This is a genomic window from Streptomyces sp. NPDC101237 (assembly GCF_044767465.1).
GTDB lineage: Bacteria > Actinomycetota > Actinomycetes > Streptomycetales > Streptomycetaceae > Streptomyces > Streptomyces gramineus.
On sequence record NZ_JBIWNY010000008.1, the window covers coordinates 22,531 to 44,399 of the forward strand.

19 protein-coding genes are annotated in these 21,869 nt (G+C 71.8%); 10 read left to right on the forward strand and 9 right to left on the reverse strand.

Annotated elements, in window-relative coordinates; all coding sequences use genetic code 11:
• The first annotated feature begins 85 nt into the window (after positions 1-85).
• The gene (locus tag ACIRQ9_RS14600; RefSeq protein ID WP_404171819.1) at positions 86-1,096 is read left to right on the forward strand and encodes a DNA-3-methyladenine glycosylase family protein; all 1,011 of its coding nucleotides are present in this window, start codon (positions 86-88) and stop codon (positions 1,094-1,096) included.
• Positions 1,097-1,197: 101 nt separating this feature from the next.
• On the opposite strand, the gene ACIRQ9_RS14605 is transcribed toward ACIRQ9_RS14600, so the two are convergent.
• The gene (locus tag ACIRQ9_RS14605) at positions 1,198-2,280 is read right to left on the reverse strand and encodes a sugar phosphate nucleotidyltransferase (protein WP_404171822.1); all 1,083 of its coding nucleotides are present in this window, start codon (positions 2,278-2,280) and stop codon (positions 1,198-1,200) included.
• Between the two features lie 159 nt (positions 2,281-2,439).
• Complete coding sequence (locus ACIRQ9_RS14610; RefSeq protein WP_404171825.1) at positions 2,440-3,774, reverse strand: peptidoglycan recognition protein; 1,335 nt, start codon at positions 3,772-3,774, stop codon at positions 2,440-2,442.
• A 129-nt stretch (positions 3,775-3,903) separates the two neighbouring features.
• Between ACIRQ9_RS14610 and ACIRQ9_RS14615 the strand changes: the two genes are divergently transcribed.
• The 4 genes from ACIRQ9_RS14615 (at position 3,904) to ACIRQ9_RS14630 (ending at position 9,877) form a co-directional block, all read left to right on the forward strand.
• A complete protein-coding gene (locus tag ACIRQ9_RS14615; RefSeq protein ID WP_404171828.1) occupies positions 3,904-4,659 on the forward strand; it encodes a TIGR03089 family protein in 756 nt (251 codons plus the stop codon).
• A 249-nt stretch (positions 4,660-4,908) separates the two neighbouring features.
• A complete protein-coding gene (locus ACIRQ9_RS14620) occupies positions 4,909-6,060 on the forward strand; it encodes an LCP family protein (RefSeq protein ID WP_404171831.1) in 1,152 nt (383 codons plus the stop codon).
• Between the two features lie 242 nt (positions 6,061-6,302).
• Positions 6,303-8,042: an LCP family protein gene (locus tag ACIRQ9_RS14625; RefSeq protein ID WP_404171834.1), complete on the forward strand. Its 1,740-nt coding sequence runs from the start codon at positions 6,303-6,305 to the stop codon at positions 8,040-8,042.
• Positions 8,043-8,284: 242 nt separating this feature from the next.
• Positions 8,285-9,877, forward strand: coding sequence for an LCP family protein (locus tag ACIRQ9_RS14630; RefSeq protein WP_404172448.1), 1,593 nt, complete (start codon positions 8,285-8,287; stop codon positions 9,875-9,877).
• A 15-nt stretch (positions 9,878-9,892) separates the two neighbouring features.
• Here the strand turns inward: ACIRQ9_RS14630 and ACIRQ9_RS14635 are convergent, their stop codons facing one another.
• Positions 9,893-10,927 (reverse strand): glycosyltransferase family 2 protein, encoded by a 1,035-nt coding sequence (locus ACIRQ9_RS14635; RefSeq protein WP_404171837.1) that lies wholly within the window; start codon positions 10,925-10,927, stop codon positions 9,893-9,895.
• 249 nt (positions 10,928-11,176) lie between these two features.
• Here ACIRQ9_RS14635 and ACIRQ9_RS14640 point away from each other — a divergent pair, with 249 nt between their 5' ends.
• Positions 11,177-12,559, forward strand: coding sequence for an LCP family protein (locus tag ACIRQ9_RS14640; protein WP_404171840.1), 1,383 nt, complete (start codon positions 11,177-11,179; stop codon positions 12,557-12,559).
• 90 nt (positions 12,560-12,649) lie between these two features.
• Here ACIRQ9_RS14640 and ACIRQ9_RS14645 read toward each other — a convergent pair whose 3' ends face one another.
• Positions 12,650-13,198, reverse strand: a complete 549-nt coding sequence (locus tag ACIRQ9_RS14645) for an acyl-CoA thioesterase (RefSeq protein ID WP_404171843.1) — start codon at positions 13,196-13,198, stop codon at positions 12,650-12,652.
• Between the two features lie 119 nt (positions 13,199-13,317).
• Here ACIRQ9_RS14645 and ACIRQ9_RS14650 point away from each other — a divergent pair, with 119 nt between their 5' ends.
• Positions 13,318-14,604, forward strand: a complete 1,287-nt coding sequence (locus ACIRQ9_RS14650) for an LCP family protein (protein ID WP_404171846.1) — start codon at positions 13,318-13,320, stop codon at positions 14,602-14,604.
• A gap of 64 nt (positions 14,605-14,668) precedes the next feature.
• Here the strand turns inward: ACIRQ9_RS14650 and ACIRQ9_RS14655 are convergent, their stop codons facing one another.
• On the reverse strand, positions 14,669-15,034 hold the full coding sequence (locus tag ACIRQ9_RS14655; RefSeq protein ID WP_404171849.1) for a four-helix bundle copper-binding protein: 366 nt from the start codon (positions 15,032-15,034) through the stop codon (positions 14,669-14,671).
• Positions 15,035-15,177: 143 nt separating this feature from the next.
• The gene (locus ACIRQ9_RS14660) at positions 15,178-16,335 is read right to left on the reverse strand and encodes an acyl-CoA dehydrogenase (protein WP_351935578.1); all 1,158 of its coding nucleotides are present in this window, start codon (positions 16,333-16,335) and stop codon (positions 15,178-15,180) included.
• A 178-nt stretch (positions 16,336-16,513) separates the two neighbouring features.
• Here ACIRQ9_RS14660 and ACIRQ9_RS14665 point away from each other — a divergent pair, with 178 nt between their 5' ends.
• Positions 16,514-17,857 (forward strand): UDP-glucose dehydrogenase family protein, encoded by a 1,344-nt coding sequence (locus tag ACIRQ9_RS14665; RefSeq protein WP_404171852.1) that lies wholly within the window; start codon positions 16,514-16,516, stop codon positions 17,855-17,857.
• Positions 17,858-17,976: 119 nt separating this feature from the next.
• On the opposite strand, the gene ACIRQ9_RS14670 is transcribed toward ACIRQ9_RS14665, so the two are convergent.
• Positions 17,977-18,483: a CGNR zinc finger domain-containing protein gene (locus ACIRQ9_RS14670; RefSeq protein ID WP_404171855.1), complete on the reverse strand. Its 507-nt coding sequence runs from the start codon at positions 18,481-18,483 to the stop codon at positions 17,977-17,979.
• Between the two features lie 142 nt (positions 18,484-18,625).
• Here ACIRQ9_RS14670 and ACIRQ9_RS14675 point away from each other — a divergent pair, with 142 nt between their 5' ends.
• Both ACIRQ9_RS14675 and ACIRQ9_RS14680 read left to right on the forward strand, forming a co-directional pair.
• Positions 18,626-18,985 carry a VOC family protein gene (locus ACIRQ9_RS14675; protein ID WP_404171858.1) on the forward strand — a complete coding sequence of 120 codons (360 nt, stop codon included), beginning with the start codon at positions 18,626-18,628 and terminating at the stop codon, positions 18,983-18,985.
• A gap of 13 nt (positions 18,986-18,998) precedes the next feature.
• A complete protein-coding gene (locus ACIRQ9_RS14680) occupies positions 18,999-19,385 on the forward strand; it encodes a VOC family protein (RefSeq protein ID WP_404171861.1) in 387 nt (128 codons plus the stop codon).
• 53 nt (positions 19,386-19,438) lie between these two features.
• Here the strand turns inward: ACIRQ9_RS14680 and ACIRQ9_RS14685 are convergent, their stop codons facing one another.
• Positions 19,439-20,533, reverse strand: coding sequence for a dipeptidase (locus ACIRQ9_RS14685; protein ID WP_404171864.1), 1,095 nt, complete (start codon positions 20,531-20,533; stop codon positions 19,439-19,441).
• 147 nt (positions 20,534-20,680) lie between these two features.
• Positions 20,681-21,859 (reverse strand): dipeptidase, encoded by a 1,179-nt coding sequence (locus tag ACIRQ9_RS14690; RefSeq protein WP_404171867.1) that lies wholly within the window; start codon positions 21,857-21,859, stop codon positions 20,681-20,683.
• Between the last annotated feature and the right edge of the window lie 10 nt (positions 21,860-21,869).

Here is a 21,869-nt window from a genome sequence, read left to right on the forward strand (position 1 = left end):
CCGCGGGGGCGCTCGCGCCCGCGCGGCGGCGGCCGGGCGCCGTCCCGCGTCCCTTCCGGGGCGCCTGGGGCCTAGGATCCTTTGCGTGGCTGGTCGGTTTGCTCCGAAACCCACCCGGGTGAGCGTGCGGGGTGGGCAGGTCGTCGTGCCCGCCGCGGTGCCCCGGCAGGCGGCCGCGCCCGGACGCGTCCGGATCTGGAAGCCCGAGGGCGATCTGGATCTCGGGCTCGTGCTCGGGCCGCTGCGGCGCGGGCCCGGCGATCCGACCTTCCGGGCCACGCGCGACGGGTCCGTGTGGCGGGCCAGTCTGACGCCCGCCGGTCCCGGGACGCTACGGGTCGCCGTGTACGGCGGCGAGGTGCGCGGTGAGGCCTGGGGGGCCGGTGCCGACTGGCTGCTGGAGCGGCTGCCCGAGCTGCTCGGCTCCGCCGACGACCCGTCCCTGTTCGTGCCCCGGCACCGGGTGCTCGCCTCCGCCCGGCACCGTCGGCCGGGGTTGCGGCTGACCCGGACCGGGCTGGTGCTGGAGTCGCTGATCCCCTCGGTCCTGGAGCAGAAGGTCACCACCGACGAGGCGTACCGGGCCTGGCGGTTGCTGGTACGGCGGTTCGGTGAGCCTGCGCCCGGCCCGGCGGGAGTCGGCGAGCGGCCGATGTGGGTGATGCCGGCGCCGCGGACCTGGTCGCTGATCCCCTCCTGGGAGTGGCACAAGGCCGGTGTCGACGACAAGCGCGCATCGACGATCCTGCGGGCGGTGCGGGTGGCCGCGCGGATGGAGCAGGCGGTGGGGATGACGGCGGAGGCCGCGCAGGCCCGGCTGGAGGTGGTACCGGGTGTGGGGCCGTGGACGTCCGCGGAGACCGTGCAGCGCAGTCACGGCGCGGCGGACGCGGTCACGGTCGGGGATCTGCACCTGCCGGGGATCGTCGGGTTCGCGCTGGCCGGTGACCGGCATGCCGACGACGAGGCGATGCTGCGGCTGCTGGAGCCGTACGCCGGGCAGCGGCACCGGGCGGCCCGGCTGATCATGCTGAGCGGTCAGGTGCCGAAGCGGCGGGCGCCGCGGATGCCGCGAGGAGACATCGGGCGGCTGTGACGGCGGCCGGCGCGGCGTGCCCTCAGGGGCGCGGCGCCCCCGAGGGCCGGCGCGGGCGGGCAGCGCGCACGCGCCCGTGGCCGAACCGCCCGAGGCCGCCGCTACTGGTCCGAGGAGAACCGCACCGCGCCCGCCGGGATCATCGCGTCGCACCACACCCGCGCGCCCTCCCGCAGCTCGTTGTCGGCGCCGACGGTCGCGCCGTCGCCGATCACCGTGCCGGTGAGGATCGCGCGCTCGCCGACCCGCGCCCGGTTGCCGATCAGGGAGTCGGTGATGACCGCGCCGGGTTCGATCACGGCGCCCGGCAGGATCGTGGAGCCGAAGACCCGCGCGCCCTCGGCCACGAACGCGCCCTCGCCGACCACCGTGCCGCCCGTCAGCTTCGCGTCGGCCGCGACCCGGGCGGTGGGCAGGACCAGGCGGTCGCCGCAGCGGCCGGGGACGGCCGGGGACGGGGCGCGGCCCAGGACCAGGTCGGCCGAGCCGCGGACGAAGGCCGCCGGGGTGCCGAGGTCCAGCCAGTAGGTGGAGTCCACCATGCCCTGGAGGTGGGCACCGGCCGACAGCAGTTCGGGGAAGGTCTCCCGTTCCACCGACACCGGGCGGCCCTGCGGGATCGCGTCGATGACCGAGCGGCGGAAGACGTACGCCCCCGCGTTGATCTGGTCGGTGACGATCTCCTCGGGCGTCTGCGGCTTCTCCAGGAAGGCGAGGACCCTGCCCGTCTCGTCGGTGGGGACCAGACCGTAGGCGCGCGGGTCGGTGACCTTGGTGAGGTGCAGGGACACGTCGGCATCGGTGCTCTCGTGCATCGCGACGAGCGCCCTGATGTCCAGGCCGGTCAGGATGTCGCCGTTGAAGATGAGCACCGGGTCGTCGGGGCCGGAGTGCAGCCGGGCGGCCACGTTGCGGATGGCGCCGCCGGTGCCGAGCGGTTCCTCCTCGGTGACGTACTCGATGTGCAGGCCGAGCGCCGCTCCGTCGCCGAAGTACGGCTCGAAGACCTCCGCCAGATAGCTCGTCGCCAGGACGATGTGCTCGACGCCCGCCGCTCTGGCTCTGGCCAGCTGGTGCGTGAGGAACGGCACACCCGCGGCCGGGACCATGGGCTTGGGCGTGTGGACCGTGAGCGGGCGCAGCCGGGTGCCTTTGCCGCCGACCAGGAGGATCGCTTCTGTCACCTGTCGTCTCTTCCTGCCGGGACCGGCCGAACTCTCTGTCGGCCGGCCAGTGTATGCAGACCGTGCGACGGCGCCCTCGACGGCCGCGCGGTGCCACGCGGCACGGGTGTGCGGTTTCCCCCGGACTTCCCCCCGACGGCGGTGAACGCGCCCCTCGGCTCAGCGTCCCTGGAGGCGCGCGGAGCTGGTCCGGGCCGAGCCGAGCTTGGCGTAGAGCTTCGCGCCGGGGCACTCGGTGGCGTACCCGTCCCTGTGTCCGGAGATCACGTTCAGTCGTACGTTCTTCCCCTTTGGGTAGAGATTGCCACCGCCGGACTTCAGATATGTCTTTCCCTTCGGATTCGCCCCGAAGACCCCGAGCTTCCAGGCGGTGACCTTGGCGAGGGCCGTGACGACGGCGGTGGGCGGCTTGTGCGACTTGAACGAACCGATGACCGCGATGCCCATGCTGTTGCTGTTGAAGCCCAGGGTGTGGGCGCCCCGGACGGCCTTCGCCACTCCGCCGGCGCGGCCCTCGTAGATGCCGCCGCACTTGTCGACGAGGAAGTTGTAGCCGATGTCCCGCCAGCCCATGCTCACCACGTGGTAGCGGTAGATGCTGCGGATGACCGACGAGGCCTGGGAGCACTTGTAGCCGTTGCCGGAGTCGGTGTGGTGGACGAAGGCCGCCTTGATCTTCCCGGTGTAGACGAAGCCCTTCTCGCGCAGTGACTCGTCGGCGCCCCAGCCGCGGCGGGTGACGATCTTCGGGCGGGGTCCGATGTACGGCTTCACGCGGGTGACGCCGGTCAGCGCCGCCAGTTCGTCCTCGGTGTCCCGCCGGTCCAGGGCCGGGATCTCGGTGGCGCCGAAGGGCGCGAGCTCGGTGTTGACCGCCGCCGACGCGTCGGCCTCGGTGCGCGCGACGTCGTCCAGGGAGGCCTGGGACCCCTCGCCGGGGTCGACGAGTTCGAGGCGCAGGCCGGCCGGGAGCAGGTCGTGCCCGCCGGTGGGAGTGTCCCGCGGGCCGGGGTCCGTGCCGAGTTCGGCGCGCACCCGTACGTCGACACCGTTCGAGTCGCCCACCCACAGCGGCGCGGTGCCGCCGTGCACCCGGCCCGAGTCGGCCTCCGCCGTGTCCGGGTCGGCGCCGTGGTCGGCGTTGTCCGTGTCGACGTCCTGCCAGCCCGACCAGCGGCCGGTGGCGACGGACCGGGCGCGGACCTGGACCAGGCCGTGCAGTGCGGTTCCGGGGTTGGCCCAGCTGACGCCGACGAGGGAGAAGTGCTCCAGGTCGTCGCGGTACAGGCCCTGTTCGACGGCCTGGCCGAGGACGCGCTCGCCGGTGCGGGGGGTGAGGGGCAGCGACCGGGTGCTGCCGCCCGGCCGGCCGGTGCTCGTCGTGGCCCGCTCCGCCGGTGCGGCGGCCGCGGACGGCATGGTCAGCGCGACCGCGGGGAGGGTGAGGGCCGCCGCGCAGGTGACGCCGATCGAGGAAGTCAGGAATCCACGCATGCCCCTGATCTTGAACAGAGTCAGACATATATGTCCATTGCGGGCCTGACGGTCCGTCGGAAGCGATTGCGCCGAACCGGTGGCCCCGCCGGCCGGTGCGGGCGCCGGGCGCCGCGTACGCTTGCCCGGGTGAACGCCACCGATCGCACCCCTGCCGACCTGCTGCGTTCCGCGCTCGCCGCGGATCCCGGACGCCCCCTGGTGACCTTCTACGACGACGCCACGGGCGAACGCGTCGAATTGTCCGTGGCCACCTTCGCCAATTGGGTGGCCAAGACGGCGAACCTGCTCCAGGGCGACCTCGCGGCCGGGCCCGGTGACCGGGTGGCCCTGCTGCTGCCCGCGCACTGGCAGACGGCGGTCTGGCTGCTCGCCTGTGCGTCGGTGGGCGCGGTGGCCGACGTGAGCGGGGATCCGGCGGCCGCCGACGTGGTGGTGAGCGGCCCGGACTCGCTGGAGGCGGCGCGCGCCTGCCGCGGGGAGCGGGTCGCGCTCGCGCTGCGGCCGCTGGGCGGACGCTTCCCGGTGGTCCCGGACGGGTTCGCGGACTACGCGGTGGAGGTGCCGAGCCAGGGCGACCGGTTCGCGCCGTTCGCGCCCGTCGATCCGCAGGCGCCGGCGCTGATCGTGGCCGGTGCGGAGCTGAGCGGGGCCGAGGTGGTGGAGCGGGCGCTCGGGGACGCGCCGGGGCTGGATCTGACCGGGCCGGGGGCGCGGCTGCTGTCCGGGCGGGGGTTCGACACGTGGGAGGGGTTGAGCGCGGGGCTGTACGCGCCGCTCGCGGTCGGGGGGTCGGTGGTGCTTTGCCGGCATCTGGGGGAGCTGGGGGAAGAAGGGGTCGCGAAGCGGATCGAGAGTGAGCGGGTGACGGCTTCGGTCCGTTGACGGGGCCTCCGGCGGGGGGGTGACGTTGTTCGCCGGGTGCGGGTGAGTGGGGGCTTGTCGCGCAGTTCCCCGCGCCCCTGAAGGGGGTGGCTCGGCCGTGAGTTTCGGGTGGGGGTGGGTGGGGGCTGATCGCGCAGTTCCCCGCGCCCCCGACGGTGCGGGTGGGTGGGGGTTGATCGCGCGGTTCCCCGCGCCCCTGGGGGTGGGTGGGTGTGCGTGCCCTGGGGGGTCACTCTGGTGGAGTAGTTGGTGGGGGTCCCTGAGGGTGGGGGCGGGCACCCTGGAGGGGTGAGCGATGCCGGAGGGGTTACCGCGACCGGGGACGGCATTGCCCGGCGTCGGCGGCGGCGCTGGCTGACGGGTGCGGCCGTGGCAGCCGGGCTGCTCGCCTCCTCCGCCCTCGCCTGCGGCTGGGTGCTCTACGACCGGCTCAGCGCCAACATCACGCCCGACGAGGCGGCCGCCGCCGAACTCGCCCGCTACGAGCGGGAGCGCCCCACCGCACTGGTCAGCGGCGCGCAGAACATCCTCCTCATCGGGTCGGACACCCGCGCCGGGGCCGGGAACGGCCGGTACGGCAAGGACATGGGCACCGAGCGGTCCGACACCACGATCCTGCTGCACCTCGCCGCCGACCGGCGCAGCGCCACCGCCGTCTCCCTGCCCCGGGACCTGATGGTGCACGTGCCGAGCTGCCTGCAGGGCGACGGCCACCGCAGCGAGCCCTCGTTCACGCTGTTCAACTCCGCGTTCGAGGTCGGGGGTTCGGCCTGCACCATCCGTACCGTCGAGAAGCTCACCGACATCCGGATCGACCATCACGTCGTCGTCGACTTCAACGGGTTCAAGAACATGGTCGACTCGGTCGACGGGGTGCAGGTCTGCCTGAAGGAGCCGATCGACGACAAGGCGGCCAAACTGCGGCTGCCCGCCGGCCGGGTCACCCTCGACGGGGAGCAGGCGCTGGGCTACGTACGGGCGCGCAAGTCGCTCGGCAACGGCAGCGACACCGAGCGCATGGAGCGCCAGCAGCTGTTCCTGGGGGCGCTCGTCAACAAGGTGCGGGGCGGTGACGTACTGCTGAACCCGGCGAAGCTCTATCCGCTGCTGGACGCGGCGACCTCCGCGCTCACCACCGACCCGGAACTGGCCAGTCTGCGCGGTTTGTACCAGCTCGTGCGCGGGCTGCGCGACATCCCCACCGAGCAGGTGCAGTTCCTCACCGTTCCGCGCGAGCCGTACGTCTACGACTCCAACCGCGACCAGCTCGTGGCGGGCAGGGCTGACTCGCTCTTCGGGCTGCTGCGGGCCGACAAACCCGTGCCGGTCACCAAGAAGAGCAGCAGCTCCGAGTCGGCCGGGTTTCGCGGGAACACCGCCGCCGAGGACAGTTGCGGGTGAGGCACCAGCCAAGGCGGCGAACTTCGGCGTCGTTCGTTGTCAGTTAAATGAGGCGGATTGCCCAGGTGTGGGAACGACGAATTTGTCACTGGCGTCACTCGACGCTGAACTGGACGGATAGTGTGTGCCCTCCGGTGCACCCGGCCGCGAGGTCCGTCCTGGGGTCGTGCACTGTTAACCGTGACCGAGCGCCCTGATGGGGGGAGGGCGCCGCGTGGCCCCGACGGAGGATTCGGACAACCGTGGACGCGCAAGGCCGTGGGCGGGCGGACGACATCGATCCCGCAGACCAGTGGGTACTCAATCCGAACACCGGTGAATACGAACTGCGACTGACAGCTTCCGCTCCGCAGTCGTCGGTTCCCGGACCGCGCCGGCCGCGGGCGCCGCGTGCCGACGCGGACGCGCCACGGGAGACCGCGGGCCGCGACACGGCGGGCCGCGAGGCCACGGCGCAGGTCCCGGGACAGCGCAGGCGGCGCGGCGAGCCCGAGCCGCCGGCCGGGCGGCGCTCGCGGCGGCCGGTGAAGAAGAAGTCGAAGGCCAAGAAGGTACTGCTGTGGACCGGCGGTTCGATGGCCTTCGTCCTGGTCGTCGCCTCGGCCGCCGGCTACCTGTACGTGAAGCACCTCAACGACAACATCACGTCCGTCTCCGACGACGGCGCGAGCACCGGTGGCTTCAGCAAGGACAAGGCGATCAACCTGCTGGTGATCGGCACCGACAAGCGCACCGGCAAGGGCAACGAGGGGTACGGCGACGCGGGCAGCGTCGGGCACGCCGACACCAACATCCTGCTGCACATCTCCAAGGACCGGTCGAACGCGACCGCGTTGAGCATCCCGCGCGACCTGATCGTGGACGTCCCGGACTGCCCGACCGAACAGGCCGACGGCAGCCAGAAGGTCATCCCGGGCACCACCGACGTCCGGTTCAACACCAGCCTCGGCCAGGACGGCCGTACGGCCAGCTGCACCGTGCGCACGGTGACGGAGCTGACCGGGATCACGCCGGACAACTTCATGGTGGCCGACTTCAACGCGGTCAAGACGCTGACCGACGCGGTCGGCGGGGTCGACGTGTGCCTGGCCAAGGACATCGACGACTCCGACTCGCACCTGAAGCTGTCCAAGGGCACCCACTCCATCTCCGGCGAGACCGCGCTGGCCTTCGTGCGCACCCGGCACTCGGTCGGCTTCGGCGGCGACCTCAGCCGGATCCAGCTCCAGCAGCAGTTCCTCAGCGCGCTGATGCGCAAGCTCAGCTCCAACTCGACGCTCTCCAGCCCGGGCAAGCTGCTGAAGCTGGCCGAGGTCGGCACCAAGGCGCTGACCGTCGACTCCCAGCTGGACAGCATCGGCAAGCTGAAGGACCTGGGTCTGGAGCTCGGCAAGCTCAACCCGAAGAACCTGACCTTCACCACCGTCCCGGTCATCGACAACCCGGCCGAGAAGGTCAAGGCGACCGTCGTGCTCAACGACACCAAGGCACCGCCGGTCTTCCAGGCCATCAAGGACGACGTCTCCTTCACCGCGGTCAAGAAGAAGCAGGCGCGGGCCAGCAAGGACGCGGCGGCCGCCCGTCTGGAGGGCTCCAAGTCGGAGGCCTCCGCGGTGCGGGTGCGGATCCTCAACGGCGGGGCGCCGGCCGGCAGCGCCCAGGAGACCCTCAGCTGGCTGCAGAACCAGCAGGGCGTCCTCAAGTCGGAGAACGCCGGCAACGCGCCCGCCCCGCTCGCCAGGACCACGCTGGAGTACGCCCCGGACCAGGCCCCCCAGGCACGCGAACTGGCCTCGCTCATGGGGCTGTCCGGCGCGGCGCTCAAGCCCGGCAAGAGCGTGACCAACTCCCAGGGAGTGCCCGCGATGACCTTGACGCTGGGCAAGGACTTCCAGGGGGCGGGGGTGTCCCTCACCACTCCGACAAAGGCGCCGGAAGTGGACAGCAAGACCACCGCGGACAAGGTGACCTGCGCCAAGTAGCGGCATACGGCTGCCCATTGCGGGGAGTCGCTCCCCGATGACACCAAGTCACAGCAAATAAGCAGGTAACCCTATGGGTCCGTCGCGCGTCTAACCGGGCGCGGGGCGGACCCGTGTGGTCCGTGGAGCGTCCGATGGGGGGCGTCGGCGACGGGCCGGTGCGCGGGAGTGCGCAGGGCGGGGAGGGCTGGGAGTTGACGCAGAGCGACGTGCGGAGGGAAGTGCCCGCGGTCGAGGACACGATGTCCCTCGCGCCGAGGGCATCCGGGACCCCCGGCGGACCGGACGACCCGAAGGGCCCGACGGGTCCGGGCGGCGGCGGGCGCGGCCGCGGACGGCGTGTGCTGCGCTGGTCGGCGGCCGCGCTGTCACTGGTGGTCCTCGGTACGGCCGGGGCCGGTTACCTCTACTACGAGCATCTGAACGGAAACATCCACAAGGGCGAGCGCAGCAGCGGCGACTCCAAGGCCCGGCGGACCGCGCCGAACTCGGCCGGGGAGACGCCGATGAACATCCTGCTGATCGGCTCCGACAGCCGTAACTCCGCGGAGAACGTGAAGCTCGGCGGCAGCAAGGACAACGTGGGCAACCCGCCGCTCGGCGACGTCCAGATGCTCATCCACCTGTCCGCGGACCGCAAGAGCGCGTCGATGGTGAGCATTCCGCGGGACACCCGCGTCGACATACCCAAGTGCAAGGACCCGCGGACCGGCAAGGTGTTCCCGGCGACCAACGGCATCATCAACGAGTCGCTGGCCCGCGGCGGCGCCGGGTGCACGCTGGCCACCTGGGAGAACCTCACCGGCGTCTACATCGACCACTGGATGACGATCGACTTCGCCGGCGTGGTGAAGATGGCCGACGCCATCGGCGGGGTCGAGGTGTGCGTCAAGCAGAACGTGTCGGACCACCCGACGGCGGCGGTGCCCGGCGGCTCCGGGCTGAAGCTGACCGCCGGCACCCACAAGGTGCAGGGCAAGCAGGCCCTGCAGTGGCTGCGCACCCGGCACGCCTGGGGCAGCGACCTGATGCGGGCCCGCGCCCAGCACATGTACCTGAACTCGATGATCCGGACGCTCAAGGGGCAGAACGTCTTCACCGACACCCCGCGCCTGATGGGCCTCGCGGAGGCGGCCACCGACTCGCTGACGGTGTCCGAGGAGATAGGCACCGTCAAGAAGCTGTACGACCTGGCCATGCAGCTGAAGTCGGTGCCGACCGACCGCATCACCAGCGTGACCATGCCGAACCTGCCGGACCCGCAGAACCGCGACCACGTGGTGCCCGACACCGCCGACGCCGACAAGATGTGGCAGATGCTCCGCGACGACGTGCCGTTCGACAAGAACGGCGACGCCGAGGGGGACAAGAAGAAGAACACCGCGCCCGCCACGGCGACCGCGGCGCCCTCCCTCACCGCCGACCGGCTCGGGGTGATGGTGCAGAACGGCACCGGCAGCTCCAACCTGGCCGCGGTCCCGGGCCGGGCCAGGACGCTGGCCACGGAACTCGGCACGAAGGGCTACACCAGGGCGGCGGCGGACACCTCCGGTGCCGTCGAGTCCGTGGAGAAGACGGTCGTGGAGTATCCGAGCGCGGACCTGCGCGGCGACGCCCAGGCGGTCGCCAAGGCGCTGGGGATCCCGGTCGGCCAGGTGAAGCAGACCACCGACGTGTCGGGGGTCACGCTGCTCGTGGGTGCCGACTGGCGCGAAGGCACGGCGTATCCCAAGCAGTCGGCGCCGAAGGCCGGTGACCTGCCCGACAACGCCGACGCCATCAACGGCTCTGACACCACGCAGTGCATGGACGTGTACGCGCCCTACCGCTGGTAGCCGCGAGGGCGGTGCTCAGTTCGAGGTCGGGCTGAGCACCGCGGGACGGCGGGACGCGATGACCCGCTTCGCCAGCGACCTGGGGCTGGTCAGGAAGCCGTAGCCCCACGACATGTGCATGGTGGCGAGGGCGACCGGGATCTGGAGCCGGGCCTTGAGCGGCAGGCCCCTGCCGGCCGGCAGCGACCCGGCGACGATCGCCGCGAGGTAGCCGCCCGGTATCACCAGCGCGAACGGGGTGACCAGGGCGCCGACGACGATGCCGGCGGCTATCGCGCACACCGCGGTCGGCGGGGCGAGGTAGCGCAGGTTGATGGAGCCCTCGTGGTAGCGGGCGACGACGTGCCGCCACCGGCCGTAGTCCTTGTACTGCTTGGCGAGCGCCTTCACCGACGGCCGCGGCCGGTACGACACCCGCAGCTCCGGCGAGAACCAGATCAGGCCCCCGGCCTCGCGGATCCGGAAGTTCAGCTCCCAGTCCTGGGCCCGGATGAACTCCTCGTTGTAGCCGCCCTGTTGCTCAAGGGCCTCACGGCGGAAGACACCGAGGTACACGGTCTCGGCGGGACCGGCCTCGCCGCCCGTGTGGAAGGCGGCGTTGCCGACGCCGATCTTCGAGGTCATGGCCGCCGCGACCGCGTGCTCCCAGGCGTTCTCGCCCTCGGCGTGCATGATGCCGCCGACGTTCTGCGCGCCGGTCTCCGCCAGCAGGCGTACGGCGGTCGCGATGTAGTTCGGGGAGAGCATGCCGTGGCCGTCCACGCGCACCACGACCGGGTGCCGGGAGGCCTTGATCGCGGCGTTCAGCGCGGCTGGGGTGCGGCCGGTCGGGTTCGGGACGGTGTGCACGCGGGGGTCTTCGGCCACGAGCTGTGCCGCGATCTCGTCCGTGCGGTCCGTGGACGGACCGAGGGCGATGACGACCTCCAGCTCGCCGGCGTACTCCTGCGCGAGGATCGCTTGGACGGACCCGCGCAGGTGCCGCTCCTCGTTGAGGACGGGCATGATCACGGAAACTGCGGGATGCCGCACGTCGGGCTTGGCGTTCATAGGGGGCTCACGTTACCGCGAACGGGGGACACCGGTGCGCGCCGCCGGTGCCAAGCGGCGGGCTGAAGGTCGTATCGGCCTACCGTGCTCACGGATCCCACGTACGGCCTCGTCCGGAGGTGTCCTTTGGCCGCCAGCCCGCCCCGGTCCCCCGCCCGGCCCGCCCGGCCGCGGCGACGACCGCAACCCGCCCTTCAGGCCCCGCGGCCGCCGGTACGACCCGCAAGGCCCCGGCGGCCGCGCTGGGCCATGCGGGCCGTGACCACACTCTCGGTGGTGGTGCTGGCGTCGGCCGGGATCGGGCACTCCGTGATGGCCAGCCTCGACGCCGACATCGCCCGGGTCGACCCGTTCAAGGACATGAAGAACCGGCCCCGGCAGGGCAACGGCATGAACGTCCTGCTGGTCGGCACCGACGGCCGCGACAAGATCACCGAGCACGAGCGGCGGACGTACCGGCTGGGCGGAGCGCCCTGCCACTGCACAGACACGATGATGATCGTGCACATCTCGGCGGACCGGGAGCGGGCGACGGTCGTCAGCCTGCCGCGCGACTCGTACGCCGAGGTGCCCCCGCACACCGACGGGACGACGGGCCGCGCGCACGCCGCCCACCCGATCAAACTGAACGCGGCCTACGCGGAGGGCGGCCCGCAGCTGACCGTCCGCACCGTCGAGGACATGACCCATCTGAAGATCGACCACTACCTGGAGGTCGACTTCATCACCTTCATGCGGACCGTCGACGTGCTCGGCGGCGTCCGGATCTGCACCCCCCAGCCGCTGAAGGACTCCTACACCGGCCTCGACCTGGCCGCCGGCACGCACACGCTGCACGGCGGGCAGGCGCTGCAGTACGTCCGCTCCCGGCACGTCGACGCGGCGAGCGACCTCGGCCGGATGAAGCGGCAGCAGCGGTTCCTGGCCTCGCTGATCGAGCGGGCGTCGTCGTCGGGGGTGCTGCTGAACCCGATCAAGTTCCGGGACGTGACGCGGGCCGTGCTGGGGTCGGTACGGGCCGACACCGGATTCGGCACCGACGAGCTGCTGGACCTCGGCCGGGCGATGCGGAACTTCTCCCCGTCCTCGTCCGAGTTCACGACCGTCCCGATCGGGCAGCTGGGGTACGCGGTGAAGGGCATCGGCTCGACGCTGAAGTGGGACCCGGCCGGGTCCCAACGGCTGTTCCAGTCCCTGCGCGAGGACAAGCCGCTGGCGCCGCCGGCACCCAAGCGGCCCGCCGGGCCGAAGCAGGTGACCGTGGAGGTGGCACCGGAGCAGATCCGGGTGCAGGTGGAGAACGGCACGGGGACGGCGGGGCTCGGGCGGCAGATGGACGCGGCGCTCACGGCGGCGGGGTTCGCGGCGAACCACCAGCCGGTGACGGCCGTCCGCCACGACGTGCGACGGACGGTGATCTCCTACGACCCGCGCTGGGACCGTTCGGCCCGGTCGCTGGCGGCGGCCCTGCCGGGGAGCGAGCTGGTGGCGGTGAAGGGGATGGGTCCGGTGCTGCGGGTCACGACCGGGGCGGACTTCAAAGGGCCGGCGAGTGTCCGCAAGGTGCGGGTCGAGGCGCCGGCGCCGCAGGGCGAGGCGACGGTGATCCGGGGCGACGAGACGGTCTGCTGACCGTCGCGTCCCACCCGCGCCCCTCGGGGGCGCGGGGAACTGCGCGACAGGCCCCCACCGGCCCGCAGCCGACCGATACAGATACAGGTCCTAGTCCTCGAAGCCCTCCGCCAGCCGCCGCTCCCGCAGCTCGCGGATCTCGCGGCGGCGGGCCAGCCGGTGCGTCCGGCGGATCTGGGCCTCCTGGTAGCGGCGCCGGTCCCGGTCGGTCTCCGGGACCACCGGCGGCACCCGGCGGGGCTTGCCGTCCGCGTCGACCGCCGCGAACACCAGGTAGGCCGAGCCGACCTGGGTGGCGGGGGTCGATTCGTTCCAGCGCTCGGCGAGAACCCGTACGCCCACTTCCATGGAGGTGTGGCCGGTCCAGTTGACCTGCGCCTTGACGTGGACCAGGTCGCCGACCCTGACCGGCTCCAGGAACGCCATCTCGTCCATGGAGGCGGTGACGGCGGGGCCGCCCGAGTGGCGCCCGGCGACCGCGCCCGCCGCGTCGTCCACGAGCTTCATGATCACGCCGCCGTGCACCGTACCGAGGAGGTTGGTGTCGCTGTGGGTCATGATGTGGCTGAGCGTGGTCCGGGAGGCGGACGTCGGCTTGCCGGGAATATCTGACTCCGCCTCGGGGGCCTGGTCTGTCATGGCCCCTACCTTATGCCGAAGTGACAATCACGGAATTTGTGTCGGGTTCGCAACAGCGGTGCCCTGATTTCCCGACGACCCTTGTAAGAGGTACAGGCGCTGCCTGCACACTGGGGCCCATGAGCGAATGGCCCCAGGGACGGTCGAACGACAACCGCGGCGACCGGTACGGACGCGGTAGCGCAAGCGCGCAGCCTGAGGGCGCCCGCGTGATGCGCCAGGTGCGGCGCGGAGAGCCGTCGGCGCCGCCGTACGGCGCGCCCCAGCAGGGCGGCGGCTACGCCGGCGTCCCGCAGCAGCCGACGTACGGCAGCGGCTACGACGACGGCTCCGGGTACGACAGCGGCTACAACACCGGCCAGGTCTACGGTGGCGGCCCCGGGGGCGGGGGCCCCGGCGGCAGCCGTGAGCGCGAGCCGCGGCCGGCTCCGAACTGGCGCAAGCGGATCAAGTGGACCGCGATCGTCGTCCTGGGCGTGCTCATCGTCACATCGGTGTCGACGTACTTCTGGGCCGACTCCAAGCTGCACCGGGACGTCGACCTGTCGAAGGTCATCGACCGTCCGTCGGCCGGTTCCGGCACCAACTACCTGATCGTCGGTTCCGACAGCCGCAAGGGCATGTCCGACGACGAGAAGAAGAAGCTGCACACGGGGTCGGCCGAGGGCCAGCGCACGGACTCGATGATGATCCTGCACGTCGGCGACAACGGCGACACGCTCGTCTCGCTGCCCCGCGACTCCGACGTGGAGATCCCCTCGTACCAGGGGTCCACGTCCGGCAAGGTCTACCAGGGCACCGGCCGGCACACGAAGCTGAACGCGGCCTACGCGGAGGACGGCCCGACCCTGCTCGTGCGCACGGTCGAGTTCAACACCGGACTGCGCATAGACCACTACGTGGAGATCGGCTTCGCCGGCTTCGCGGACATCGTGGACGCGGTCGGCGGGGTCACGATCGACATCGACAAGGGCTTCAAGGACAAGTACTCGGGCGCCGACTTCAAGTCGGGCAAGCAGACGCTGAACGGCGAGCAGGCCCTCGCCTTCGTCCGCACCCGGCACGCCTTCGCCGCGTCCGACCTCCAGCGCACCAAGAACCAGCAGAAGTTCCTGGCCGCCCTCGCCCACCAGGTGGCCACGCCCTCGACGGTCCTGAACCCGTTCAAGCTCTACCCGACCCTCGGCGCGGGCCTGGACTCCCTCACCGTCGACAAGGACATGAGCCTGTGGGACCTGGCGTCGATGTTCTTCGCGATGAAGGACGTCAACGGCGGCGACGGCACCTCGATGAACATGCCGGTCTCCGGTTCGACGGGCGGCAACCTCGTCTGGGACAAGGCGAAGGTCAAGACCCTGGTCGACGAGCTGAAGAACGACCAGAAGGTCACCGTCACCGGGAACTGAGACAGGCCGTACGCGGTTCCAGGGGCACCCCCGTGGGTGCCCCTGACGCCGTTGGGGCGGGGTGTCACATGGACGCGCCCGCCATCGCGCGGCACATCTCGGCGCAGCGGCGACACGCGTCCGCGCAGCGCTTCATCTGCGGATCGTCGGGCATGGACATACACGCCTCGACACACATGTCGCAGGCCTTGGCGCACATCGCGCACATCTCGGCGGAGAGCGGCGAGCGCCGCATCATCATGTCGGCGCACATCCGGGTCATCTCGGAGCAGTCCATCAGCGCGCGCATGATCCGCATGTGGGACTGGCCGGCCTCCATGGACATGCAGGAGCTGAGGGTCTCCTCGCACACCGTGTGGGTGGCCATGCACGCGTTGACGCACTCCTGCATCTGCTTGGTCATGGCGGTCATGGGTCCGGTCTGGGTCATGGCTCCTCCAGGGAGGTGGGGGGAAGGGCCCGGGGCAGGCCCCGTTGTGTTCGTTCCTAAGCCCGACCCACCGGTAGCGCCATTCGACGCCGGAACCGGAAAAGGCGCCCCGAAGGACGCCTTCCGGGTGGATTCCCCGCGGGTTACGGCAGGTTCCTCGCCATCACGATCCGCTGAACTTGGTTCGTGCCCTCATAGATCTGAGTGATCTTCGCGTCGCGCATCATGCGCTCGACCGGGTAGTCACGGGTGTAGCCGTAGCCGCCGAGGAGCTGCACGGCGTCCGTGGTGACCTCCATGGCGGTGTCGGAGGCGAAGCACTTCGCCGCCGCGCCCTGGAAGGTGAGGTCGGCGTCGCCGCGCTCGGAGGCGGCCGCGGCCTGGTAGGTGAGGGCGCGGGCCGCGGCGATCTTCATGGCCATGTCGGCGAGCATGAACTGGATGCCCTGGAAGTCGCCGATCGGCTTGCCGAACTGCTTGCGCTCCTGGACATAGCCCTTGGCGTAGTCGAGGGCGCCCTGCGCGACACCGAGGGCCTGGGCGGCGATGGTGATGCGGGTGTGGTCGAGCGTCTTCATCGCCGTGGCGAAGCCGGTGCCCTCCGCGCCGATCATGCGGTCGGCGGGGATGCGGACGTTGTCGAAGTAGACCTCGCGGGTCGGCGAGCCCTTGATGCCGAGCTTCTTCTCCGGGGCGCCGAAGGAGACGCCCTCGTCCGACTTCTCCACCACGAAGGCGGAGATGCCCTTGGACCGCTTGTCGGGGTCGGTGACGGCCATCACCGTGTAGTACTCGGAGACGCCGGCGTTGGTGATCCAGCGCTTCACGCCGTTGAGGACGTAGTGGTCGCCGTCGCGTACCGCCTTCGTCCGCATGCCGGCCGCGTCGGAGCCAGCCTCCGGCTCGGAGAGGGCGTACGAGAACATCGCGTCGCCCTTGGCCAGCGGCGCCAGGTACTTCTTCTTCAGGTCCTCGGAGCCGGAGAGGACCACCGGGAGCGAGCCCAGCTTGTTCACGGCCGGGATCAGGGAGGAGGAGACGCAGGCGCGGGCCACCTCCTCGATCACGATGACGGTGGCGAGCGCGTCCGCGCCTGCGCCGCCGTACTCCTCGGGGACGTGGACGGCGTGCAGGTCGTTGGCGACCAGCGCGTCGAGCGCCTCCTGCGGGAAGCGGGCCTCCTCGTCCACCGCGGCCGCGTACGGGGCGATCTTCGCCTCGACCAGCGCGCGGACGACGTCGCGGAGCATGTCGTGCTCCTCGGACGGGCGGTACAGGTCGAAGTCAGCCGATCCGGCCAAGGTCCCTCACTCCAGACGCAGTGGTGCTGACGCTAATTACTGTTAAGTAACTCAAAGTTTAGAACGCGGCCCACGGAACGGTGACGTGAGGTACGCGACAGCGGGAAAGTTGCCCGCGGGAGGGCCCGGTTATGCTCGGCCCCGCAGCAGCATCCACGTCCCCGAGCTGGAGCGTTCCATGAGCCTCAAGATCACTGTGATCGGCACCGGTTACCTCGGCGCCACGCATGCCGCGGCCATGGCGGAACTCGGCTTCGAGGTGCTCGGCCTCGACGTCGTACCGGAGAAGATCGCCATGCTGGAGCGCGGCGAGACTCCCATGTACGAGCCCGGCCTCGACGAGTTGCTGCGTCGGCACGTGGCGGGCTTCGAGGGCTCCACCGGCCGGCTGCGGTTCACCACCGACTGGGCGGCGGCGGGCGCCTTCGGCGACGTCCACTTCGTCTGCGTGAACACGCCGCAGAAGCACGGCGAGTACGCCTGCGACATGTCGTACGTAGACGCGGCGTTCGCCTCGCTGGCCCCGCATCTCACCCGGCCCGCGCTGGTGGTCGGCAAGTCGACCGTGCCGGTCGGTTCGGCGGAGCGGCTCGCCGCCTACCTCGCCGAGAACGCGCCGGCGGGCGCCGACGCCGAACTCGCCTGGAACCCGGAGTTCCTGCGGGAGGGCTTCGCCGTCCAGGACACCCTGCACCCCGACCGGATCGTGGTGGGCGTGCGCGGGGAGCGCGCCGAGAAGCTGCTGCGCGAGGTGTACGCGACGCCGGTGGGCGAGGGCACGCCGTTCGTGGTGACCGACTTCCCGACGGCCGAGCTGGTGAAGACGTCCGCGAACTCCTTCCTCGCCACCAAGATCTCGTTCATCAACGCGATGGCCGAGGTGTGCGAGGCCGCGGGCGGTGACGTGGCCAAGCTGGCCGAGGCGATAGGACACGACGACCGGATCGGCAAGAAGTTCCTGCGGGCCGGGATCGGCTTCGGCGGCGGCTGCCTGCCCAAGGACATCCGCGCGTTCATGGCGCGCGCCGGCGAGCTGGGCGCCGATCAGGCGCTGACCTTCCTGCGGGAGATCGACTCGATCAACATGCGGCGCCGGGGCCAGATGGTCGAGATGGCCCGGGAGGCGCTGGGGAGCGGGTCGTTCCTCGGGAAGCGGGTCGCGGTGCTCGGCGCCGCCTTCAAGCCGGACTCGGACGACGTCCGGGACTCGCCGGCGCTGAACGTCGCCGGGCAGATCCATCTGCAGGGCGGCCAGGTGACGGTGTACGACCCGAAGGGCATGGACAACGCCCGGCGGCTGTTCCCGACGCTCGGCTACGCGAAGACGGCGCTGGAGGCGGTGCGGGGCGCGCACGTCGTGCTGCACCTGACGGAGTGGCGTGAGTTCCGGGAGCTGGACCCCGCGGAGCTGGGTGCGGTGGCCTCGGCGAAGGTGATTCTCGACGGGCGCAACGCGCTGGAGCCGGAGGCCTGGCGGCGGGCCGGGTGGACGTACCGCGCGATGGGGCGCCCGACCGCCTGAGGACCTGTACCGCGAGCGTCAGGGCGACACCGGTTCGGCCGAGGCTCAGTCGGCCGAACCGGTGTCTGGTCGCATTCTGCACCACGCGGGACAGGTGCTGCCGTCGAACGTCCGGCGCCTTACCTGTCCTTGGCCCGGTACCGGCGCATCTTCGCGCGCGCCCCGCACACCTCCATCGAGCACCAGCGGCCGCGGCCGGCCGGGCTGCGGTCGTAGTACGCCCAGTGGCAGGTGGCGGCCTCGCACGCCTTGAGCCGGGTCCACGTGCCCTCGACCAGGGCCGCGGCGATCGCGGCGGCGACGCGGGAGACCAGCGGGCCCTCGTCGGCGGCGGCGAGGGCGGCCGAGCCGTCGGCCGGGTCCACCACCACGCGCAGCGGCGCGCCGGCGAGCAGGTCGCCCAGCGGGGTGACCGCGCGGTGCGGCGGGTGGCCGGCGTGGGCGAGCAGGGTGGCGCGCAGCGACTCGCGCAGCACGCGCGCGGCCGGGACCGCGTCCCCGCTGACGCCGAGGCGCGCCCTGCCCTCCGGCGTGTCGAGCGCGTCGGCGCCGGACTCCAGGTCGAGCGTGTTCACCAGCGTCTCGACCAGCGCCAGAGCGCCCGGCGCCGGCGATCTCTCACTCATCCGTGCAGGCCACCTCTTCCCGTTCCCTTGCGAGGTTACCGCCACTACGCGAGCATGCGGTAACGGTGACTGGTTACCCGGCTCTACAGGTAACGAATGACCGGCAACGGACAACTCGCGACTCGATTCCAAGGAGGAAGTCATGGCTCTCGCCAAGCTCGGTGCCGTCGTCCTGGACTGCCCCGACCCGTCCGCGCTCGCCGCCTTCTACGCCGGCGTGCTGGGCGGCAGCGTCGAGGGGGACGAGGAGTGGGTGGACCTGACGGTGCCCGGCGGCCAGGTGCTGGCCTTCCAGCGGGCGCCCGGTTTCGTGCCGCCCAGGTGGCCCGCGCCCGACGACTCCCAGCAGTTCCACCTCGACCTGACCGTGGACGACCTGGACGCGGCCGAGAAGAGCGTGCTGGAGTCCGGCGCCAGGCCGCTGGACACGGCGGACCGGGACCGTACGTTCCGGGTGTACGCCGACCCGGCGGGGCACCCGTTCTGTCTCTGCGCCTGCTGACCCTGGAGGAACCGTGGCGATCATCGCCCGTCTGCGCAACGTAGTGCTCGACTGCCCCGACCCGCTCGCACTGGCCCGCTTCTACGCCGCCGTGGCCGGGGGCACCCCGGTGGCGACGGACGACGAGTGGGTCGTCCTCCAGGTCCCGGACGGGCCGCGGCTCGGCTTCCAGCGGGCGGCCGGCCACACGCCGCCCGAGTGGCCGCGGGCCGACCGCAACGGCCAGCAGCTCCATCTCGACTTCGACGCGGGGCCGTCCTGGGCGGACGTCGACGCGGCGCACGAGAAGGTGCTGGCGCTCGGGGCCCGGCCGCTGGACCTGGAGGACCGGGAGAAGAAGGACTTCCAGGTGTACGCCGACCCGGCCGGCCACCCCTTCTGCCTGTGCCGGATCCCCTGATCACCCCGTGCGGTCGCCCCGCGTGACCGCCTCGCGCGGCCGGCCGGCCGGGGTCATGCCTCCGGATCGGCCGGTCTGCCCGGGATCGGCTCGCGGCGGCGCTGGGCCGCACGGGCGGTGAAGTCGGCGCTGCGCAGCACCCGCTGCACGTTCCCCCAGGTCAACAGGGACAGCTCGGTCTCGGACCAGCTTCGCCTGAGCAGTTCGGCGATCAGGTGCGGCCAGCGGGAGACGTCGGCGAGGTCGCGGGGGTGGGCGGCGCCGGTGTCGTAGCTGCCGGACAGCGCGACGCACTCGGGGCCGGCCACGATGCGGACGTGGTCGAGGTGGTCGGCGACGTCCTGCACGGTCGGCCCGCACTGCTCCGCGGTCAGCGGCACCATGCACAGGCCCCGCTGCTCGCCGAGCTGCGCGAGCAGCGCGTCGGAGAGGTTGGCCGGGTGCGGCCGCACCGAGGCGGCGGCGGAGCGGGTGCACAGGACCGGCGTCTTGGACAGGGCGAGCACCCGGGCGAGGACGGCCTCGGGGGCGCCGGACAGGTCGGCGAGCACGCCGAGCCGGTTCAGCTCGCGGACCACCTCCTCGCCGAAGCGGGTCAGTCCCTCCCGGTCCGCCCAGTCGGCGCCGGCCAGCGAGAGGACGCGCAGGCCGAGGGAGTTCAGGACCCGCAGGATGCCGAGGGAGTCGTGCATGGCCGCGGCCGGGGCCGGGCCGAGCACCACGGCGACCCGGCCGCAGTTGCGGGCGTCGATGATCTGCCCGGCGTTGCGCACCAGCCGGAGGCCCTCGGGATGCGTCTCGACCACCCGGCGCACCAGGTCCAGCTGCTCCAGGGTGGCTCCCACGGCCCGGTCGCCGTGCTCGGGGTCCGGCAGGTCCAGCGACCAGAACAGCGCGCCCACGTGCCCCTCGCGCAGCCGCGGCACGTCCGTGTCCACGGCCGCCTCGCCCAGCTCCAGGTCGTACCAGGGCAGCGGTCCCAGGGCCCGCGGCAGCCCGTTGCAGCCGTCCGCGACCGGGTAGGCGTCCAGCAGGACGTGGGCCTGTGCCAGGAACTCGGTGTCGGACACCACGGGGAACGGGTCGTACGGGAGGCTGTCGTCCTCGCCGACCTCGGTCGTGGTGGGAACGTCGTGGAGGTCGGCCATTGCGGGCTCCGTACGTCGTCGTGAGCTACGTCGTGATGGGGCTGTAGCCCACCGTCGCACGGCTGACCGGGAGGGTTCCTGGTGGACGGGGCGTTCGGGGGTACGACCGGGGGCGGGGCGGCCGGTACGCCCCGCCCCCGGGTCCCGTCAGCCGTCCAGCTCGGCGATCGTCGCGTTCGACGGGCCGCGGGTGCCCTGGAGGTCCCGGGCCACGTCCTCCGCGGCGCCCAGCACGCGGACCGCGTTCTGCCAGGTGAGCTTGGCCAGGTCGGCGCGCGACCAGCCGCGGTCGATGAGCTCGGCGATCAGGTTGGGGTAGCCGGAGACGTCGTTCAGGCCGTCCGGGGTGAAGGCGGTGCCGTCGTAGTCGCCGCCGATGCCGATGTGGTCGACGCCGGCGGTCTCGCGCATGTGGTCGAGGTGGTCGGCGACCGTGGCGGTCGTCGCGACCGGCCGGGGGTGGCTCTCCTCGAAGGCGCGGTGGATCTTCATCGCGTCCTCGCCGGTGTCCAGGTGGTGGAAACCGTGCGCGCGCATGTTGTCGTCGGCCGCCGCCGTCCAGTCGACCGCCGCCTGGAGCACGAACTTCGGCACGAACGTCACCATGGCCACGCCGCCGTTGGCGGAGAGGCGTTCGAGGACGTCGTCCGGGACGTTGCGCGGGTGGTCGCAGACGGCACGGGCGGAGGAGTGCGAGAAGATCACCGGCGCGGCGGTGGTGTCCAGGGCCGCGCGCATGGTCGCCGGGGCGACGTGGGAGAGGTCCACCAGCATGCCCAGGCGGTTCATCTCCCGGACCACCTCGCGGCCGAAGGCGGACAGGCCGCCCACCTTCGGCTCGTCGGTCGCCGAGTCCGCCCAGTCGTTGTTGTCGTTGTGGGTGAGCGTCATGTAGCGCACGCCCAGCTCGTACAGGGCGCGCAGGGTGCCCAGCGAGTTGTCGATGGAGTGGCCGCCCTCCGCACCCATGAGGGAGGCGATCCGGCCCTCGGCGCGCGCCGCCTCCATGTCGGCGGCGGTCAGCGCGGACCGCAGGTCCCCCGGGTAACGGGCGATCAGCTGCCGTACGCAGTCGATCTGTTCGAGGGTGGCGGGGACCGCGCCCGGCAGGTCCGAGCGGACGTACACCGACCAGAACTGCGCCCCCACCCCGCCCTCGCGCAGGCGCGGGATGTCCGTGTGCAGGTGCGCGTTCTGGTGCGCGGCGATGTCGCGGGCGCCGAGGTCGTAGCGGACCTGCTCGCGCAGTGCGTACGGCAGGTCGTTGTGCCCGTCGACCACCGGGAACTCGCGCAGGAGGGACCGGGCTTCGTCGGATGAGGTCATTGCGTATTGC

Excerpts from the sequence above, each read along its gene's own strand:
- ACIRQ9_RS14610 (WP_404171825.1), bottom strand. The coding sequence starts at position 3,774 with ATGCGTGGATTCCTGACTTCCTCGATCGGCGTCACCTGCGCGGCGGCC.
- ACIRQ9_RS14630 (WP_404172448.1), top strand. The coding sequence starts at position 8,285 with ATGTCCCTCGCGCCGAGGGCATCCGGGACCCCCGGCGGACCGGACGAC.
- ACIRQ9_RS14635 (WP_404171837.1), bottom strand. The coding sequence starts at position 10,927 with ATGAACGCCAAGCCCGACGTGCGGCATCCCGCAGTTTCCGTGATCATG.
- ACIRQ9_RS14640 (WP_404171840.1), top strand. The coding sequence starts at position 11,177 with ATGCGGGCCGTGACCACACTCTCGGTGGTGGTGCTGGCGTCGGCCGGG.
- ACIRQ9_RS14645 (WP_404171843.1), bottom strand. The coding sequence starts at position 13,198 with ATGACAGACCAGGCCCCCGAGGCGGAGTCAGATATTCCCGGCAAGCCG.
- ACIRQ9_RS14650 (WP_404171846.1), top strand. The coding sequence starts at position 13,318 with ATGAGCGAATGGCCCCAGGGACGGTCGAACGACAACCGCGGCGACCGG.
- ACIRQ9_RS14655 (WP_404171849.1), bottom strand. The coding sequence starts at position 15,034 with ATGACCCAGACCGGACCCATGACCGCCATGACCAAGCAGATGCAGGAG.
- ACIRQ9_RS14665 (WP_404171852.1), top strand. The coding sequence starts at position 16,514 with ATGAGCCTCAAGATCACTGTGATCGGCACCGGTTACCTCGGCGCCACG.
- ACIRQ9_RS14670 (WP_404171855.1), bottom strand. The coding sequence starts at position 18,483 with ATGAGTGAGAGATCGCCGGCGCCGGGCGCTCTGGCGCTGGTCGAGACG.
- ACIRQ9_RS14675 (WP_404171858.1), top strand. The coding sequence starts at position 18,626 with ATGGCTCTCGCCAAGCTCGGTGCCGTCGTCCTGGACTGCCCCGACCCG.
- ACIRQ9_RS14685 (WP_404171864.1), bottom strand. The coding sequence starts at position 20,533 with ATGGCCGACCTCCACGACGTTCCCACCACGACCGAGGTCGGCGAGGAC.
- ACIRQ9_RS14690 (WP_404171867.1), bottom strand. The coding sequence starts at position 21,859 with ATGACCTCATCCGACGAAGCCCGGTCCCTCCTGCGCGAGTTCCCGGTG.